This window comes from Magnetospirillum sp. LM-5 (genome assembly GCF_902729445.1).
Taxonomy (GTDB): Bacteria; Pseudomonadota; Alphaproteobacteria; order Rhodospirillales; family Magnetospirillaceae; genus Magnetospirillum.
This window is the reverse complement of record NZ_CACVCE010000006.1, coordinates 1-15166: the sequence shown is the minus strand read 5'-3', so window position 1 is coordinate 15166 and position 15166 is coordinate 1. Positions and strand designations below refer to the sequence as shown.

The following is a 15166-nucleotide window of genomic DNA, read 5'->3' as shown; positions in this document are numbered from 1 at the left end:
AACTTGTCGTGTTTCCCAACAAGTGCCTTTCGGTTGTCCAGCTCGGCTATCAGAGCATAGTGTGTTCGTCATGTGTTCCCAATCGGAGGGTGTGATGATGAGTGCATTGGACAAGCTGAAGCTGAGCGAGAAGACCCGACGTGCTGTTGCGGCCACGCCTGAAGGGCGCCTGCGGCACAAGCTGGTGGAGGCCATCAATCAGCAGATCGCTGCTGCGGAAGCGATGCAGAAGGGCGAGAGCTTTGAAATTCGGCGCAAGCGCTGGACGAAGGACAGCGAGGGCAACAAGACCCTGCAAGACCGACTGGTCAAATTTCGCCCCTGGTACTGGCAGGAGGCCAATGGGGCGTTCATGCTGGAAGTGCGCTACGGCAACAAGATCATCGAGATCAAGCCGAAGAAGACGGCCATTGAGATCGGTGATGTGGCGGAACTGGTCCCGACGCTGACGCTGGTGCGCGATGCCGTGGTGGCTGGCGAACTGGACAAGCAGTTGGTCGCGATGAAGGGACGCTTCGGCAAGAAGCTCGCTTAACGCCAAACAGCCCCGTACAAGCGGGGCTGTTTCCATGAGTGCCGTAATGCCCGCTGTTCAAATTGGCGGTTTGTGTGACGCGCAAAGGGCCGCTGCGACGGCGGCCTATATATAAGGTGCGCCTGTCGTGTAACACGACACTCAGTCGGGGTCTTTCGGCTTATCAATCATGTCGCTCAGCCTGAACTTCTTGGGCTTTCGCGGCGCGTTCGGATCGGGCGGTGCCTCGGGAGCGTTTGGATCGTAGATCGGCCCTTCGGGCGCATTGGCCTTACGCATAACTTCCTCGGCGAGCGCGGGATTGGTTTTCAGAATTGCCATCCAAGCGGCCATGTCCAATTGCACCTTGTCGTGGATCAGTTCGTGCGAGCGCTGCTTCGGCTCGTCCTGCCCATAGTGCTTTCGGATCATCTCCACGCTGGTGCCCATGTTCTTCGCCAGCAGCCAAACATCCACGCTGCCCCTGATCAGTCGGTCGGTGGCATAGGTATGGCGCAGACTGTATGGGGAGAATTTCACGCCATTGCGGTCATGTTCCAAACCAGCCGTCTTCAGCAACGCCGAAATGCCCTTCGCAAAGCTCTTGATGGGTTTGCCTGTCTTGCGGTCGGCGAAAATGGGATCGCTGGGCTTGGTCCACGGAGAAAACGTCTTGATGTGGTTCAAAACCTCCCAAGTTTCCTCGCTGCTGACCGCTGTGCGCTTGCCCGTTTTGGTGTCGGCGCGGACGTGAATGTGAGTTTCCTTGGCCGTGCCAACCTCAGCCCTATTGGTGATCAGTTCGCAATCTGCCCATGTCAGTTGCTGGTGCTCTTTTCCTGGCCGCAGTCCCGTTTCAAACATGAACTGCATGTAGGCGCAGACCATCTTGCGGTCAGCCTCGACCAGCAGGCCCTTCGCGCCCTCAATGTAGCTGGGCATGGCCGCGATGATGCGCTTCCATTCCGCTTCCGTGAACGCGGGCCGACGTTCGGCCTTGCGCTGATCGTCCTCAATGTCGGGGATTTGATCGCGTTTCACCCAACCGCGCTTGCGGGCTGAATTGAAGATGGCCTTGAGGATGAAGATTTCCCCCGAGCGCTGCGTTTGGGTCTTTTGCGGGCGCTTGGATTTGATGAGCTTGCCGCCGCGCATGTATTTGCGGGTGGTGTCCGTCGCTCCTGGCCCTGTCGTCCAATATGTCAGCCGCCACAGCTTGTACGCCTCAATCTGCTCCTGCCTGATTGCATCAATGGCCTTGCTCTCAAAATAGGGCAGCAGATAGCGATCAATGACCGCCTTGTTGTCCTTCATCGTCCGTTCCGTGGCCCTGCCTGTCAGAACTGCCGTTTGCAGATCTTCCAAGTAGGCGTTGACGGCCAGTTTGAAGGTGCGGCTGCGAATGGGAATTCCACGGCGGAAATCGGCAGTCAGTTCTGCGTGCTTCTCCAAGGCTACTTCCTTGGCCTCCGCCAAGTCGCGTTTGCCCGTGGTTTTGGTCAGATAGCCTTTCATGCCGCGAATTTTGTAGCGGGCTGTCCAGGTCTGAGTGCCCATGTAGAGACGCTGATAGAGCGCTATTGAGCCGCCGAGGATATGAACAACGTCGCCCATCAAAGCCTCACAAACGCTCAATTTATTGCAACGCAGCATGGGAAAATCCATGCTGGACAGCGTTTGAGCACTGCTAATGTACTGCTAACGGTTTTTTGACGCAATGAGAGCGCCACTGCTCATTGCTAACTTGTTGATTTTGCTTGGGAGTAGATGGCTGGGGGACTAGGATTCGAACCTAGACTGGCGGAGTCAGAGTCCGCTGTCCTACCGTTAGACGATCCCCCAGCAGGGGTCTGGCGGGGCCGGTGGCCGACCGCGAGAGGGGGACCTTCTATCACAGCGTTTCGGCGGTTGCAAAGGGGGAATTTGGCTGTGCGGGACATTTCCCTTGGGTCCTGGGGGCCGGGCGGGTAACATGCCGGCCCATTCGTTCCCCGCCCCGCTTTCCCGTGGTGAGTTCCGCGTTGAGTTCCCTGGCTCCCCTGTACCCCCGCGACCCGGTTTTCGCCGCCCTTGATCTTGGCACCAACAATTGCCGGATGCTGGTGGCGCGCCCCGCCCTGGTCGGATTCAGGGTGATCGACGCCTTCTCGCGCGTCACCCGTCTGGGCGAGGGGCTGGCCGCCAGCGGCCGGCTGTCCGATGCGGCCATGGACCGGACCATCCTGGCCTTGAAGGCCTGCGCCGAGAAAATGGGGCGCAACCGCGTCACCCACGCCCGCCTGGTCGCCACCGAGGCCTGTCGCCGCGCCGACAATTGCGCCGAATTCGGCGAAAGAGTCTTCGCCGAAACCGGCTTGGATCTCGACATCATCAGCCCCGAGGAAGAAGCGGCGCTGGCCCTGGCCGGCTGCGCCTCGCTGATGCGGCCGGGCCTGCCGTGGGCCCTGGTGTTCGACATCGGCGGCGGCTCGACCGAGGTCGCCTGGGTCGATCTCTCCAGCGGCCGCCACGACGTCAAGGGCATTCAGTCCCTGCCGCTGGGCGTGGTCACCCTGACCGAGCATCTGGGCGAGCGGCTGTTCTCGGCCGACGGCTACGACCAGGCGGTCGAGGCCATCGCCGCCCGCCTGGCCCCGTTCGACCAGCGCCACGGCATCGGACAGCATTTGGTCGATGGATTGGTGCAGATGATGGGGACCTCGGGGACCGTCACCACTCTGGGGGCCTTGCATCTCAGGCTGGATCGCTACGATCGGACCTTGGTCGATGGGCTGGATCTGGGCTTTGCCGACATCGCGGCGGTGACCCGCTGGCTGCACGACCTGACGCCGTCGCAACGGGCCGGCCATCCCTGCATCGGGCCGGAACGCGCCGATCTGGTCATCGCCGGCTGCGCCATCCTGGAAGCTGTCTGCCGCACCTGGCCGCTGAACACCCTGCGGGTGGCCGATCGCGGCGTGCGCGAAGGGGTTCTGTTGGGTTTGATGCGCGAGGAACAAGAAGCATGAGCGCCACCAAGGGCGGGGCCAAGGGCGGCACCAAAAGCAAGTCCGGCGGCGGCGCCAAGGGTTCGGGCAGCCGCATGCTGGTCGAACGGGTCAAGACCGCGCGGGGGCGCAAGCCGTCCTCGACCCGCTGGCTGCAGCGCCAGTTGAACGACCCCTATGTGCACGAGGCCCGCAAGCTGGGCTATCGCTCGCGCGCGGCCTTCAAGTTGATCGAGCTGGACGACCGCTTCCATTTCCTGAAGTCCGGCCAGCGCGTCGTCGATCTGGGCGCCGCTCCCGGCGGCTGGACCCAGGTGGCGGTCGCCCGCGTCGGCGCCAAGGGCTGCGTGGTCGGCATGGATATCCTGGAATACGACCCGGTTCCCGGCGCCATTTCGATGCAGGGCGACTTCCTGGCCGACGATTCACCCGACCGCCTGAAAGAGGCGCTGGGCGGCCCCGCCGACGTGGTAGTGTCGGACATGGCCGCGCCGACCACCGGCCATCCGCCCACCGACCATTTGCGCATCATCGGCCTGGTCGAGGTGGCGCTGCACTTCGCCCTGGAGGTGCTGGTCCCGGGCGGCACCTTCGTCGCCAAGGTCTTCCAGGGCGGCACCGAACGGGGCCTGCTGGACCAGTTGAAGCGCAACTTCGCCACGGTGCGCCACGCCAAGCCGCCCGCCAGTCGCAAGGAATCGGCGGAAACATACGTCATCGCCTCCGGTTTCAAGGGACGGGAGCAGGAATCTTCTTGAACCTTTGTGCCATGCCTCTGTATTTATACTTAGGTTATACCTTTTTGGGGCGGAGGTTTCTTGATGCGCGACAACGGGCCGATCACGAACCGCGAGGTCATCATGGGCGATGGCACCATGCTGGTGTCTCGGACCGATGCGGGTGGGCGGATCACCTTCGTCAAGAAGGCCTTCATCGACATCAGCGGTTTCACCGAGGATGAGCTGCTGGGCTCTCCGCACAATCTGGTGCGCCATCCCCACATGCCGAAAGAGGCGTTCGCCGATTTGTGGGAAACCATCAAGATGGGCAAGCCGTGGGAAGGTTTCGTCAAGAACCGCACCAAGGGCGGCGATTATTACTGGGTGCGCGCCAACGTCACCCCGATCACCGAAGACNAAGGCGGAACGCGACATCCTAAAAAAAGCCGCGGCCTACTTCGCGAAGGACTCCCTATGAGGTTCGGGTTCATCGCGAAACACCGAGGGGTCTGGCCGGTGACGTGGCTTTGCGAGGCGCTCGGTGTCTCGCGCAGTGGCTTTCATGCCTGGCTGAACCGTCCGCCCAGCCGGCGGTCCCGGCAAGACACCGAGATTTCCGCCTCGGCCTTGGCGAGCTTTCTGTCCAGTGACCGCACCTATGGCGCACGCCGTGTGTGGCGCGATGTCCTGGCCGACGGCTTAGCCTGTGGCCTGCATAGGGTCAAGCGGCTGATGCGGCAGAACGCCCTGCGGGCTCGTCCGCGTCGGCGCGGCTTGCCCAAGGATGGCGGCGAACGCAAATCCGAGGCCATTGCATGCAATGTGTTGGATCGGCAATTCAGCGCCGATGCTCCCAACCGAAAATGGGTGGCCGACTTCACCTATATCTGGACGGCGGAGGGCTGGTTGTACCTGGCGGCGGTGATCGACCTGTTCTCGCGCCGTGTCGTGGGGTGGTCCATGAACGCCGCCATGACCTCCCAACTGGTGGTCGATGCCCTGATGATGGCGGTGTGGCGGCGCGGCAGACCCGACGCCGTGCTTCACCACTCCGATCGCGGCAGCCAGTACACCAGCGACCAGTTCCAACGCCTGTTGGCCGATCAGGGCATTCAATGCTCCATGAGCCGAGCCGGGAACGTCTGGGACAATGCCGCCATGGAGAGCTTCTTCTCGTCGCTCAAGACCGAACGGACCGCCAGGAAGGTCTATCGCACCCGCGACCATGCCAGGGCCGATGTCTTCGACTACATCGAGCGGTTCTATAACCCCAAACGGCGACATTCCACCCTGGGATATCTCAGCCCCATGGAGTACGAAATGAAGGCGTCATGAGCTAAACAATCTGTCCACCAAACCGGCAGCAGGCCAGACGGCCAGATCACCGGCTTTGTGTCGATCCGCTCGAAGCCCAGCCGCGAGCAGGTGGCGGCGGCCGAAAAGCTTTATGCCGACTTCCGGGAAGGGCGGGTGCACGGTGTGCAAATTCGAGAAGGCGCCGTGGTGAGGACGGGGCTGAAGGGGCGGATGAATGAGATTGCGCAGAGTGTTTCAGGCATTCTGTGGATCGCTTTGTCGCTGATGCTGATCCTGATGATCATATCGGCCGCAATCGGATTGGTGGGCATGAAGCACTCCAATGGCGCGGTCCAGACGGTTTACGCCGACCGCGTGGTCCCGGCCGGCCAATTGGGCCAGATCAACGATTCGATGCGAGCGACCATGCTGCAGTTTGCATTCGCGGCGTTCGACCTGAAAGCCGGCCGCGACAAGGAGGCCGACTCGCGCCTCGCCGCCACCAACCTGCTGGCCTTGAACGCCACCATCGCGGCGGCGCGTGCTGGCGAAGCCGGCAAGGGCTTCGCCGTCGTCGCCAACGAGGTGAAAAGCCTAGCCAACCAGACGGCGCGGGCCACCCAGGAAATCACCCAGCAGGTGTCGGCCATCCAGGGCGAGACCCGCGTCGCGGTGGATGCCATTCGCGGCATCGCCTCGACCATCGAGACCATCAACGAATTGTCGGCGGCGATCTCGGCCGCGGTCGAGGAGCAAGGCGCCGCCACCCAGGAGATCGCCCGTTCGGTGTCGCAGGCGGCGGAAGGCACCCACCAGGCCGCCGAGAACGTGGCGGAAGTCGCCAACGCCGCCGAGGAAACCAAGCTGATGGCCGATCAGGTCACCGGCGCGGCAGTGGCGCTGCAGGATGTGTCCAACCAGTTGGCCAGCGAGGTCCAGGGCTTCCTGGGCGAGATCAGGTCCGCTTAGAATTATCGGACATTGTTGGGCTGCCCCTCGTGATGACCTTGGCCAGGAATTCCCCGGCCTTGGCTTTGGACTCACGTCGTGACGCCCCATCGATGATGCCTGCGCCGTCCGTCGGGAACGTCTTGGCGGGCAAGCCGAGCCATGCATCACACCTTGGCTACTGAAATAGATCAGTCAAAATGGACTCTGACCCCGATTTTCCATCTCATGCAGCCGCTCAGCAATCAAGTGGCCCGCGCATTTCGTGATTGATCTGTCGGGAACTGTGCCCGTGTCCCAAGGATTGGTATAACAGCGCTGTCGCCGTTTGATCTCCGGCAGGGATGGCCGGGTTGATCAGGCTGCTGCGACGGGCGGCAGGCTGGTGAGGGGATCATCGCCCAATCGTGGCCATCCGGGTCCTGCAGCGATGGATATTGGTCCATCTTCGCCATAATTCGGCTTGGCCGCAAACAGGCTTTCCTTGCGGCTGCCGGCGCAAGCTTGCGGTGCTCCGCTTACCCCGTGCTTACCCCGCGCCCGCGGCACCTCCGCCGGCCAAAACGACAAAAGCCCGCAACTGTTTCCAGTTACGGGCTTTGTTGTTGGTTGCGGGGGCACGCCTTGGCTTATACCGAACTCGGGTTCAGCTAACGAGGTGATTGGGTGGTAGAATCAAAATGAGCCCTCAGTCCATTACCACCCCCCCTCCAATGGGATTAAGCACCGGAATATCCTTCTCCGGCTAGTTGTCCTCGCGGCAATCATCACGTAATGTAGGTGTTGAGGCTACCGAGGGAGTGGTGATGCTTAGCCAATGGGAAAGATGGGTCTTCATCTACGACCTGACGTTAAAGATGTACCCAGACATCGCGCCATCAGTACCTCTTGAGCCGCTGATCCAGGAACTCCAGAAGCGAGTTGTGTCAGGCGAAGCGGTTGACCGAATTGAAAATGGCAAAAAGGTTCTCCGTATCCGCGATATGTCGGTGGACTTGGCGCACCGCACGGCAAGCCTCCTTTTCAATTATGCTGACCCCGATGTTCCAAACACGGTGTACGAAGACCTGACCACCGGCACGCAACGTGAGGTTGTTAAAGAAGAGAATGAGGGTGGCTCATATTGCGCCCATATGATGATTGCCCTCGACCCGATCCGAGAAGGTGGAACATCCTATCTGGCCGTCCTCGAAGACATCCCCGGAGTTGGACGGACCAAGATCGAGCCATTCATGACCAAGCAGTTCAAAGTCATAGCTGATGCCGCCCCGCACGAATATACGTTTACCGATCCCAATCGGCAGGAACATCGTTTCAGGCCGATTGCCAAGATCGACGGCTCCATGTCCCAGCGGCTTAGAGACGATCTTGAGCGAGGAGAGGTCAAGGGGTTTGAGCTTGTTCAGACCCGACCTGCTCAGGTCGATTACGACGAGTTTGGATACACCAAGGAGGTCACGCGGACTTTGCGCCTCACCGTCAAACAATCTCTAGGCGAGCGTGCCCTGGAGGTGATTGGTGCGGTCACAAGGCGGGCAAAGCAGGACAACTTTGATGGTGTCAAGATCAGGTTCAAGAGGGCGGAAGGAACGGACCGCACCATCAGTGTTGCAGCTGGGCGAGAGGATGTCGGAGATGTTCTATATACCCGCTACGAAATGATTGATGGGTTTATCGAGCCGATGAAGCAGGCGACAGATACCTTGCGTGCCGACATGTTGAAGAAGATGCTCGCGCTCATGGAGGAGATGCGAAAGCAATCATCCACTGAGACCACTGCCCTTGAAGAAGAGGTAGCCCCGGCCCGAGCCGGGGCTACGGGATGAGGTTATTCTATGGGCTGGACCAACCGCCTACTTGCTCCGCTGGATTATCTCCGTATCCAGCACGAGACCAAGCGCAAATATGACTGGTACCTACCCGGCGGGCTGACCGCCATTGCGGTTGGCGTATTCTTTATCCTTCCGGTCCCGCCGAGCGTTTTTGGACCATCAGGTCTTATCGACCGCCTGGGACAGCTTGTCCAAATCCTGCCGGGCTTCTATATCGCCGCCCTCGCAGCTATTTCCACGTTCAACAAGGCCGACATGGACGACCCGATGCCGGAGGTTCCTCCGACATTGGCAGTTACCTACAGGGGAAAACCCTTTGTCTTGGAGTTGACGAGACGACGGTTTCTCAGCGCGATGTTCGGCTACCTCACCTTCTTGAGTATCGGCCTATATCTTGGAGGACTCATCGCCAACATCGTCGCCCCCTCGTTAGCGATGGTTATCCCACAGGGCTACCATGTCTGGGCTAAGGCTGCATTTATGGCTGCATATGGCTTCTGGCAAGCCAACATGCTTATCACGACCCTTGTGGCGCTTTACTACCTTTCAGACCGCATCCACATGGTCGGCCCCCACCACAACAAGCGCAACGGAGAGCAACCTCCTGCGTGCTAAGCGCCGCATCGAACGTCTGCTTCACCAGATCGTCAAATCCATTTAAGCCGCGTCCACCGCCAGCCGCTCCAAAGTCTGATCAGACACCCCTTCCTCGACCACGTTGGCCGCCGTCGAAATCAGCGCCAGCCGGGTTCCCAATGCGTCCTTGTTCCGCACCACGGCGATGCGGGCGGGGGGATACTCCAACTGGGTCAAGTCCACGAACTTGGTCAGGGCGGAGGCCACCGAATTGGCATGCTCGGACACGGGTTCGTAGACGGCCTTATGACCATCGGCCCGCACCAGCGCGGTTACGGTCCAGGGCGTGTTCGACGCGCCGATGACAGTCGCCCCGCGCTCGACCTTGGCGGGGGTGAACAGGCGGAAGAGACGTTCGCACAGGCGGTCGGCGGCGTCGGCCTTCTTCCTTTCGTCCAGCCGGAAGGCGGCGACCTGGACCGCCTCTTGTGAACAGGCGGCAATGACCGAGACGGCACCGACAAGTTGTTCCTGGCGTACCCCCAAGGAAAAGGTGTGCCGGTCGAAATGGACACCGGCCCGCATGGCGACGGCAGGGGCGGAGTGGGCGAACAACCGGCCCGCTCCCATCAAATCGGCTTCCTCGAAACCCAGCCCCGCGTCTGACACCAGATAGCGGCCATCGTGGTGGGGGTCGATGCGGACAACTACCAGCGAGCCGCTGGGATACATGACGGGCAGGCTGACGAACGAAGCGTCCTGCGCATGGCGCACGTCGGCCATAGCACGGGCTACACCGTCCACGACCTCCTGAAACGCCTTGCTCTGTTCGTTCAGTCCGTTCGTCATCATAACAACCTCGGGGCCTTCCACGGGGGACCCAGGATGGCATTCATACCGTCGATATTGAAGCATCGTCCAGCCAAAGTCATTAGCGCGGACACAGTATCCGGTTCGTGCTCCATCGGAATAGCGATGGGAAGATCATACGCCTTGAGGTTTTCGGCCAACGGCTGACCATTCCCCGACATCCATTCGTGGTTTTCCTGAAACGGGTGAATGTGCGAGGCGTGAAAGCGCATTAGCCGCAATGCCGGAGGGCCAAAATGTCGGTTGTTGTGTGGCTTTATCGGCTTCCAGTCTACGCGTGTGACCGGGGCAAATCTGGCTATTCCACGAAACTGATACTCGATTTGAAAGGTCAGATTTTGGTCGGAATACTCCCGCGCACATCGCCCTCTCAACCGCAAGCCAATCTGGGTAACCCCGTCGATGTCCAGCGCCACCGTGAAGGTAAACTGGTCGTCCAGTTCCGCCCACTTGGGCGTTGAGGCCAGGGTCTTGGTGGCGGCGATGAGGGGCGGCAGGCGGTCGGGCATGGTGGTTGTCTACACCTCCCCACCGCCGAAGATTTCGTGGAGCATGGCGGGAAGCAAGGCACCGGCGTCGCGGGCGGCTTGTTCGCGGATGGAGCGCATTTCACCAGCCTTGGCTTGCAGACCGTCGAACCAGAGTTGCCTGTCGAAGGATGGGGTGGGCACTTTTATCGCCTCCAGTGCCTTCAAACCAAGGGTGCGGTTTCGCCCAGCCCCGCCGGGGGATGCCTCTCCAAGTTTGGCAAGCCCTTCGGGGGTAAGGAAATAGAACCGCAGAAACTCGGCTGTGGCACCTCCATGATGGGGAATGCAGGTAAGGAAGCGGTGGGAGCCAACCCGTCCTTCATCACTTTCCGCCGCAACGGCCACGGCTCCTTCCCAGGCAAACACAATGTTGAACAGGAGGTCTCCGGGCTTGATGAAGAACAGCTTTTTTGATCCGACCTCTGCCCCGGACAATGGCGGCTTATGGAAGGTTCCCCGCCCGAAAGATCGAACACCCAATTCCGGGTAAGAGTCTTCGGGAATAACCGCCACCGGACGGCGGACAAGCGGTGCAACCTCGGCCATGGGGCGCAGAGGCGCGCCGTCGATGAGACGGTCAAAGGCCGACCGCAGCATAGCCTCGGCCTCCGCATCCATCGCCTCAATGGCCGCTTGGCGGGCATTCATCAACCGCTCAACCTGATCTAGGCGGGCAACGATTCTGCGCTGCTCATCAAGGGGAGGAAGAGGAACCGTGATCCGCCTGAGCGCGGTCATGCTCAATGTGCGGTTTCTGTCAGCACTCCCCGGTGAAGCCTTCGCAAGCTGCCAGACGGCCTGTGGAGTACGGAAGTAGTAGCCGAGGAAGGTCGAAAGAACCTGGGTTTCGTCCGCGACGCAGGTGATGTAGCGGTGCGAACAGTAGCGCCCATCATCGTCATTGGCGACAACGGCGACGGCCCCCTCCCACGCCTTGATGTTGCTTAACAAGAGGTCTCCAGCCCGAACCTGAAAAAGGCTCTGCCATGTGATCTCGTCCCCCTCGAGCGGAGGCTTGCAAAACGTCCCGCGCCCGAAAGACCGGACTGCCAGCAGGGGGTAGTTGTTGCCCGGCGCGGTTTCCACAGGCCGCCTCCGAATGGGGGCCACATCGTTCAACGCGACCACTGGCCACCGCTTCGCCATCACACCGGCTCCGCCAGCGTGGCCTTGATCTCGGCCAGGATGTCGAGGATACGGCGCTCGTGTGTTATCAGGCTATCCACCAGCTCGGCGGGCGGACGGTGGTCCAGAGCATCAGCGGCGTTCGGATTCTTGAGGTCAAGGTTACAGGAGACCACCTTGCCCTCGGCATCGCGCTGGATAAGATCGTGGCCGTGGACCTTCCAGGCTCGTTCGGTCTCCTCGCGGTTCGCCCACCACGACAGACACGGCTCGAACTCCTCGAAAGCCAGGGCATTGGTCTTGGTGTATTTCCGCCGATCCGGCGGCAGTGGGTGTTCGTAGAACCAGATGTCCTTGGTCGGGCCGCTGGTGTCGAAGAAGATCAGGTTGGCGGGAATGTCCGTATAGGGGGCGAAGACGCCCTCGGGCAGTCGCACCACGGTATGAAGATTGTAGTTCTCGATCAGATCGGCCTTGATGCGGGCGGCGACGCCATCGCCGAACAGGGTGCCATTGGGCACCACCACGGCGGCCCGACCCTTCCCAGCCTTTTTCAGCCGCCGCATGATCATTTGCAGAAACAGCAGGGTGGTTTCCTGGCAGCGTTTATCCTCGGGGAAGTTGTTGAGGATGCCCTTCTCCTCCTCGCCACCGAAGGGTGGATTGGTGAGAATTACGTTCACCCGGTCCTTCTCGCCGATGTCCGTCAGACGGTGGCGAAGCCCATTCTCGGGGTCGATCTGCGGCGCTTCCAAGCCGTGCAGCAGCAGGCCCATTTCGGCCAGCATGTAGGGCAGCGACTTCACCTCGCCGCCAAAGATGCTGGCGGTCTGGAGGGTCTTGCGGTCGGCGACGGTGCGGCACTGAGCGGACAGGTGCTCGAATGCCTCGGTCAGAAAGCCGCCGGTGCCGCAGGCGGGGTCGAGGACGGTTTCGCCCAGCCGGGGATCGGTGACATTGACCATGAAGCGGACGACTGGGCGTGGGGTATAAAATTCACCCGATTGGCCCGCCGCATCGCGGATTTCACGCAGCAGAGTTTCATATAGCCGCCCAAGGATTTGCATCTCCTCGGAGCTGGTGAAATGGATGTCGTCGATCAGGTTGATGACATCGCGCAGCACATAGCCGCTTTCCGCCCGATTACTAATGGAGCGGAAGGCATTGGCGATGACGTCGCGGCGGTCCTTACCCGAGCCACCGTTCCGCAGCGAACGGAGATAGGCGAACAGGCCGGGGCCTTCCTCCTCGCTGCCCGGCAGCACCGCCTTCTCGTCATTCACGAAGCGAATCAGGTCGGGGCCGGTGATGCCCTCGGACTTGGCCGCCCAATCACGCCAACGGTAGGGCCGGGCGATGGCCGGTTTAAAGGGAGTGCCAGAGAGGACGGACTTTTCTTCCTCGATGCGTTCCTTGTCGTCGAGGAACTTGAGAAACATGACCCACACCAGAGTCGGCAGGCGCTCCAGGTCGGTGTTCAGGCCCCGGTCCTTGCGCATGTGTTTGCGCGCCGACTTGATAATGCTGTCCAGCCGCTGGGCGGTGGTCTGCGTCGGTTGCTTCTTCTTTGTGCCGGGCTGGCGAGCCATGGTGTTCTGATCTCTCAAAGGCTAAAGGCTATGCGGCGTATAGAAGCTGGGTCAATTCCGCAACAGCTTCCTTTAGTTTGGCTGCGCCGCCAAACCGCCCAGCGATCTCGATAACATTACCGAAGCTGTCCAAGGGGGCTACCTCCAAGGCGTCGGGAAGCCTGAACTGGGCCTCACCATGATCGGCGTATTTCTCCAACAGGGCGTCGAGGACGGCGCGGGCGTCGGGGCCGTATTGGGCGAAGAACGCGGCTTCGTCATGGCGGACGCGATCCGCCCGCTCCCGCCGCGAGCGCAGTGGCGCGTTGTAGGCGAGGTGACACAACAGGTCAAAGGGATCGGCCTCAGGTTTGTCCAGCGTCTCGGCGAGGCTTTCCACGTCGATACCGCGTTCCAGCAACTCCTCGACGATCAGCGGGCGCTTGTCTGGGTCGAGCCAGTCGTGTCGAAATTCTGTGGCGCTGGGATAGAGGGTGCGGACCTTCTCTCCGGTATAGTCGGTCAACTGGCGGCAGGTCAGCTTCTTGCCGTCGGCGTCCAGGTCGTAGACCAGATGGTGGATCACTGCGACGGTGCCGCCGTCCACGAAGAACTTGCGCGGCATTCCGTCATCATCCCCACCATCGGGTGGCAGCGGGTCGCCTTCCCCAGAAGGGTCGTCCAATTCGCCGGGTGAAACCGGAGTTTCCTCGTCTGGGGTCTCGGTAACGATCTCGCCTGTCTCGTCGATAGTGGCTCCGCCTGTGGCGGCGGGATCACCGTCAAAATTAGAGTCAGCGAACTTCTCGGTGGCGGTGCCGGTGTAGTCGATGATGTTGAAATACAGCTTCCCGTAATCGGGCTTCAGCCGGGTGCCACGCCCGATGATCTGCTTGAACTCGCTCATGGAGCCGACGACACGGGCCAGCACCACGTTCTTGCAGGTGGGGGCGTCCACACCGGTGGTCAGGAGCTGGGAGGTGGTGAGGATCACCGGCGAGGTAGCTTCAATATCCTGGAACCGGGATAGGTGACCCTTGCCGACATCGCCCTCGTCGGAGGTCACCCGACAGACATAATCAGGAAAAGCCTTCACGAGGTCGGCGTTCTCGGTGATCAGGGCTCGGCGCATCTCGCTGGCATGGTCCTGATCGACGCAGAACACGATGGTCTTGGCGAAACGGTCGGTCGCCTTCAGGAAGGTGCTGAGGTGGTGGGCAATGGCCTCGGTGCGGGCGCGCAGAGCGACGACGCGCTCGAAATCTTTGGTCTCGTATTCGTCGTCAGGGATTTCCCTCCCAAAGCGGTCCAACTCTCCCCTGGTCGGACGCCAGCCCGCCGCGTCGGCATCGGTGATGATGCGATGGACCCGATATGGGGCGAGGAAGCCGTCGGCGATGCCTTGGGCGAGGCTGTAGACGTACAGCGGTTCGCCGAAATAGGCATAGGTGTCTACGTTCTCCTCGCGGCGCGGCGTCGCCGTCATGCCAAGCTGATAGGCGGAATCGAAGTGCTCCAGGATATCGCGCCATGTGCTCTTGTCGCTGGCGCTGCCCCGGTGGCATTCGTCCACGATGATCAGGTCGAAGAAGTCCCTGGGGAAAGCGCGGAACAGGCCGTCGCGGCGTTCGTCCTCGGCCATGGCCTGATAGATGGCGAAATACATGTCCCGCCCCAGGCTGGGCGCACCGCCGCCGATCTTGTAGCGGGCGTCACCGAAGGGGGCGAAGTCCTTGGCGTGGGGATCATCCACCAACACGTTACGGTCGGCCAGGAACAGAATTTTTGGGGTGCGGTATTCGCCGGTCTTATTCCAGCGGCTGGACCACAGTTTCCAGCAAATCTGGAAGGCAACAGCAGTCTTTCCCGCCCCGGTGCATAGGGTCAGCAGATTGCGTCGCCGTCCCTGGACAATGGCCTGTACCGCGCGATTGACTGCTATCTCCTGATAGTACCGCAGCGGCTTCTTGTGATCAGGATAGCTGGGCGTCAGCAGGCGCTCGGCGGCCTTGTCGTCCGCCACGCCCTCGGCAGCCCGCAGCCGCGCCCATAGTTCATCCGGCGTCGGGAAAGCGGGCACGAGCATTTCAATGCCGGTGGTGTAGTCGATCTCGATGATCTCGGCACCGTTGGCGGCATAGGCGAATTTCAGCCCAAGGATTTCGGCATAGTCCTTGGCCTGCTGAACCCCGTCGGCGGCT

Annotated in this window: 12 protein-coding genes, 1 tRNA gene and 2 pseudogenes; 8 read left to right on the top strand and 7 right to left on the bottom strand. The window is 61.0% G+C overall.

Annotated features, from left to right (window positions below):
• Positions 1–97: 97 nt before the first annotated feature.
• Positions 98–535: a DUF6641 family protein gene (locus tag MTBLM5_RS04205; RefSeq protein WP_254430909.1), complete on the top strand. Its 438-nt coding sequence runs from the start codon at positions 98–100 to the stop codon at positions 533–535.
• Between the two features lie 141 nt (positions 536–676).
• On the opposite strand, the gene MTBLM5_RS04200 is transcribed toward MTBLM5_RS04205, so the two are convergent.
• Both MTBLM5_RS04200 and MTBLM5_RS04195 read right to left on the bottom strand, forming a co-directional pair.
• Complete coding sequence (locus MTBLM5_RS04200) at positions 677–2167, bottom strand: tyrosine-type recombinase/integrase (protein WP_254430902.1); 1491 nt, start codon at positions 2165–2167, stop codon at positions 677–679.
• A gap of 115 nt (positions 2168–2282) precedes the next feature.
• A tRNA-Gln gene (locus MTBLM5_RS04195) sits at positions 2283–2356 on the bottom strand.
• A 179-nt stretch (positions 2357–2535) separates the two neighbouring features.
• Here MTBLM5_RS04195 and MTBLM5_RS04190 point away from each other — a divergent pair.
• The 7 genes and pseudogenes from MTBLM5_RS04190 (at position 2536) to MTBLM5_RS04155 (ending at position 8911) form a co-directional block, all read left to right on the top strand.
• On the top strand, positions 2536–3522 hold the full coding sequence (locus MTBLM5_RS04190; RefSeq protein WP_254430901.1) for a Ppx/GppA phosphatase family protein: 987 nt from the start codon (positions 2536–2538) through the stop codon (positions 3520–3522).
• Positions 3519–4259 (top strand): RlmE family RNA methyltransferase, encoded by a 741-nt coding sequence (locus MTBLM5_RS04185; protein ID WP_173974539.1) that lies wholly within the window; start codon positions 3519–3521, stop codon positions 4257–4259. The genes MTBLM5_RS04190 and MTBLM5_RS04185 overlap by 4 nt, the downstream gene beginning before the upstream one ends.
• 63 nt (positions 4260–4322) lie before the next feature.
• Positions 4323–4637: pseudogene (locus tag MTBLM5_RS04180) on the top strand (PAS domain-containing protein); the annotation flags it as partial.
• A pseudogene (locus MTBLM5_RS04175) lies at positions 4633–5555 on the top strand (IS3 family transposase); the annotation flags it as partial. The pseudogenes MTBLM5_RS04180 and MTBLM5_RS04175, both read left to right, overlap by 5 nt.
• A gap of 192 nt (positions 5556–5747) precedes the next feature.
• Positions 5748–6485 carry a methyl-accepting chemotaxis protein gene (locus MTBLM5_RS19175; RefSeq protein ID WP_371813998.1) on the top strand — a complete coding sequence of 246 codons (738 nt, stop codon included), beginning with the start codon at positions 5748–5750 and terminating at the stop codon, positions 6483–6485.
• Positions 6486–7270: 785 nt separating this feature from the next.
• The gene (locus tag MTBLM5_RS04160; protein ID WP_173974538.1) at positions 7271–8290 is read left to right on the top strand and encodes a hypothetical protein; all 1020 of its coding nucleotides are present in this window, start codon (positions 7271–7273) and stop codon (positions 8288–8290) included.
• Between the two features lie 9 nt (positions 8291–8299).
• A complete protein-coding gene (locus MTBLM5_RS04155) occupies positions 8300–8911 on the top strand; it encodes a hypothetical protein (RefSeq protein WP_173974537.1) in 612 nt (203 codons plus the stop codon).
• Between the two features lie 42 nt (positions 8912–8953).
• Here MTBLM5_RS04155 and MTBLM5_RS04150 read toward each other — a convergent pair whose 3' ends face one another.
• From MTBLM5_RS04150 to hsdR, 5 genes are all read right to left on the bottom strand, one after another.
• Entirely contained in the window at positions 8954–9721 is a 768-nt protein-coding gene (locus MTBLM5_RS04150; protein ID WP_173974536.1) for a hypothetical protein, read from the bottom strand.
• A complete protein-coding gene (locus MTBLM5_RS04145) occupies positions 9721–10251 on the bottom strand; it encodes a hypothetical protein (RefSeq protein ID WP_173974535.1) in 531 nt (176 codons plus the stop codon). The genes MTBLM5_RS04150 and MTBLM5_RS04145 overlap by 1 nt, the downstream gene beginning before the upstream one ends.
• Positions 10252–10260: 9 nt before the next feature.
• Positions 10261–11418 carry a restriction endonuclease subunit S gene (locus tag MTBLM5_RS04140; protein WP_173974534.1) on the bottom strand — a complete coding sequence of 386 codons (1158 nt, stop codon included), beginning with the start codon at positions 11416–11418 and terminating at the stop codon, positions 10261–10263.
• Positions 11418–12986 carry an N-6 DNA methylase gene (locus tag MTBLM5_RS04135; protein WP_173974533.1) on the bottom strand — a complete coding sequence of 523 codons (1569 nt, stop codon included), beginning with the start codon at positions 12984–12986 and terminating at the stop codon, positions 11418–11420. The genes MTBLM5_RS04140 and MTBLM5_RS04135 overlap by 1 nt, the downstream gene beginning before the upstream one ends.
• Before the next feature lie 28 nt (positions 12987–13014).
• Positions 13015–15166, bottom strand: a 2152-nt coding sequence (gene hsdR, locus MTBLM5_RS04130) for an EcoAI/FtnUII family type I restriction enzme subunit R (RefSeq protein WP_173974532.1), incomplete at its 5' end; no start/stop codon positions are given.

What these genes read in the sequence shown, in the direction of transcription:
- MTBLM5_RS04205 (WP_254430909.1), top strand. Translation starts at nt 98, where the DNA reads ATGAGTGCATTGGACAAGCTGAAGCTGAGCGAGAAGACCCGACGTGCT.
- MTBLM5_RS04200 (WP_254430902.1), bottom strand. Translation starts at nt 2,167, where the DNA reads ATGCTGCGTTGCAATAAATTGAGCGTTTGTGAGGCTTTGATGGGCGAC.
- MTBLM5_RS04185 (WP_173974539.1), top strand. Translation starts at nt 3,519, where the DNA reads ATGAGCGCCACCAAGGGCGGGGCCAAGGGCGGCACCAAAAGCAAGTCC.
- MTBLM5_RS19175 (WP_371813998.1), top strand. Translation starts at nt 5,748, where the DNA reads ATGAATGAGATTGCGCAGAGTGTTTCAGGCATTCTGTGGATCGCTTTG.
- MTBLM5_RS04160 (WP_173974538.1), top strand. Translation starts at nt 7,271, where the DNA reads ATGCTTAGCCAATGGGAAAGATGGGTCTTCATCTACGACCTGACGTTA.
- MTBLM5_RS04155 (WP_173974537.1), top strand. Translation starts at nt 8,300, where the DNA reads ATGGGCTGGACCAACCGCCTACTTGCTCCGCTGGATTATCTCCGTATC.
- MTBLM5_RS04150 (WP_173974536.1), bottom strand. Translation starts at nt 9,721, where the DNA reads ATGACGAACGGACTGAACGAACAGAGCAAGGCGTTTCAGGAGGTCGTG.
- MTBLM5_RS04145 (WP_173974535.1), bottom strand. Translation starts at nt 10,251, where the DNA reads ATGCCCGACCGCCTGCCGCCCCTCATCGCCGCCACCAAGACCCTGGCC.
- MTBLM5_RS04140 (WP_173974534.1), bottom strand. Translation starts at nt 11,418, where the DNA reads ATGGCGAAGCGGTGGCCAGTGGTCGCGTTGAACGATGTGGCCCCCATT.
- MTBLM5_RS04135 (WP_173974533.1), bottom strand. Translation starts at nt 12,986, where the DNA reads ATGGCTCGCCAGCCCGGCACAAAGAAGAAGCAACCGACGCAGACCACC.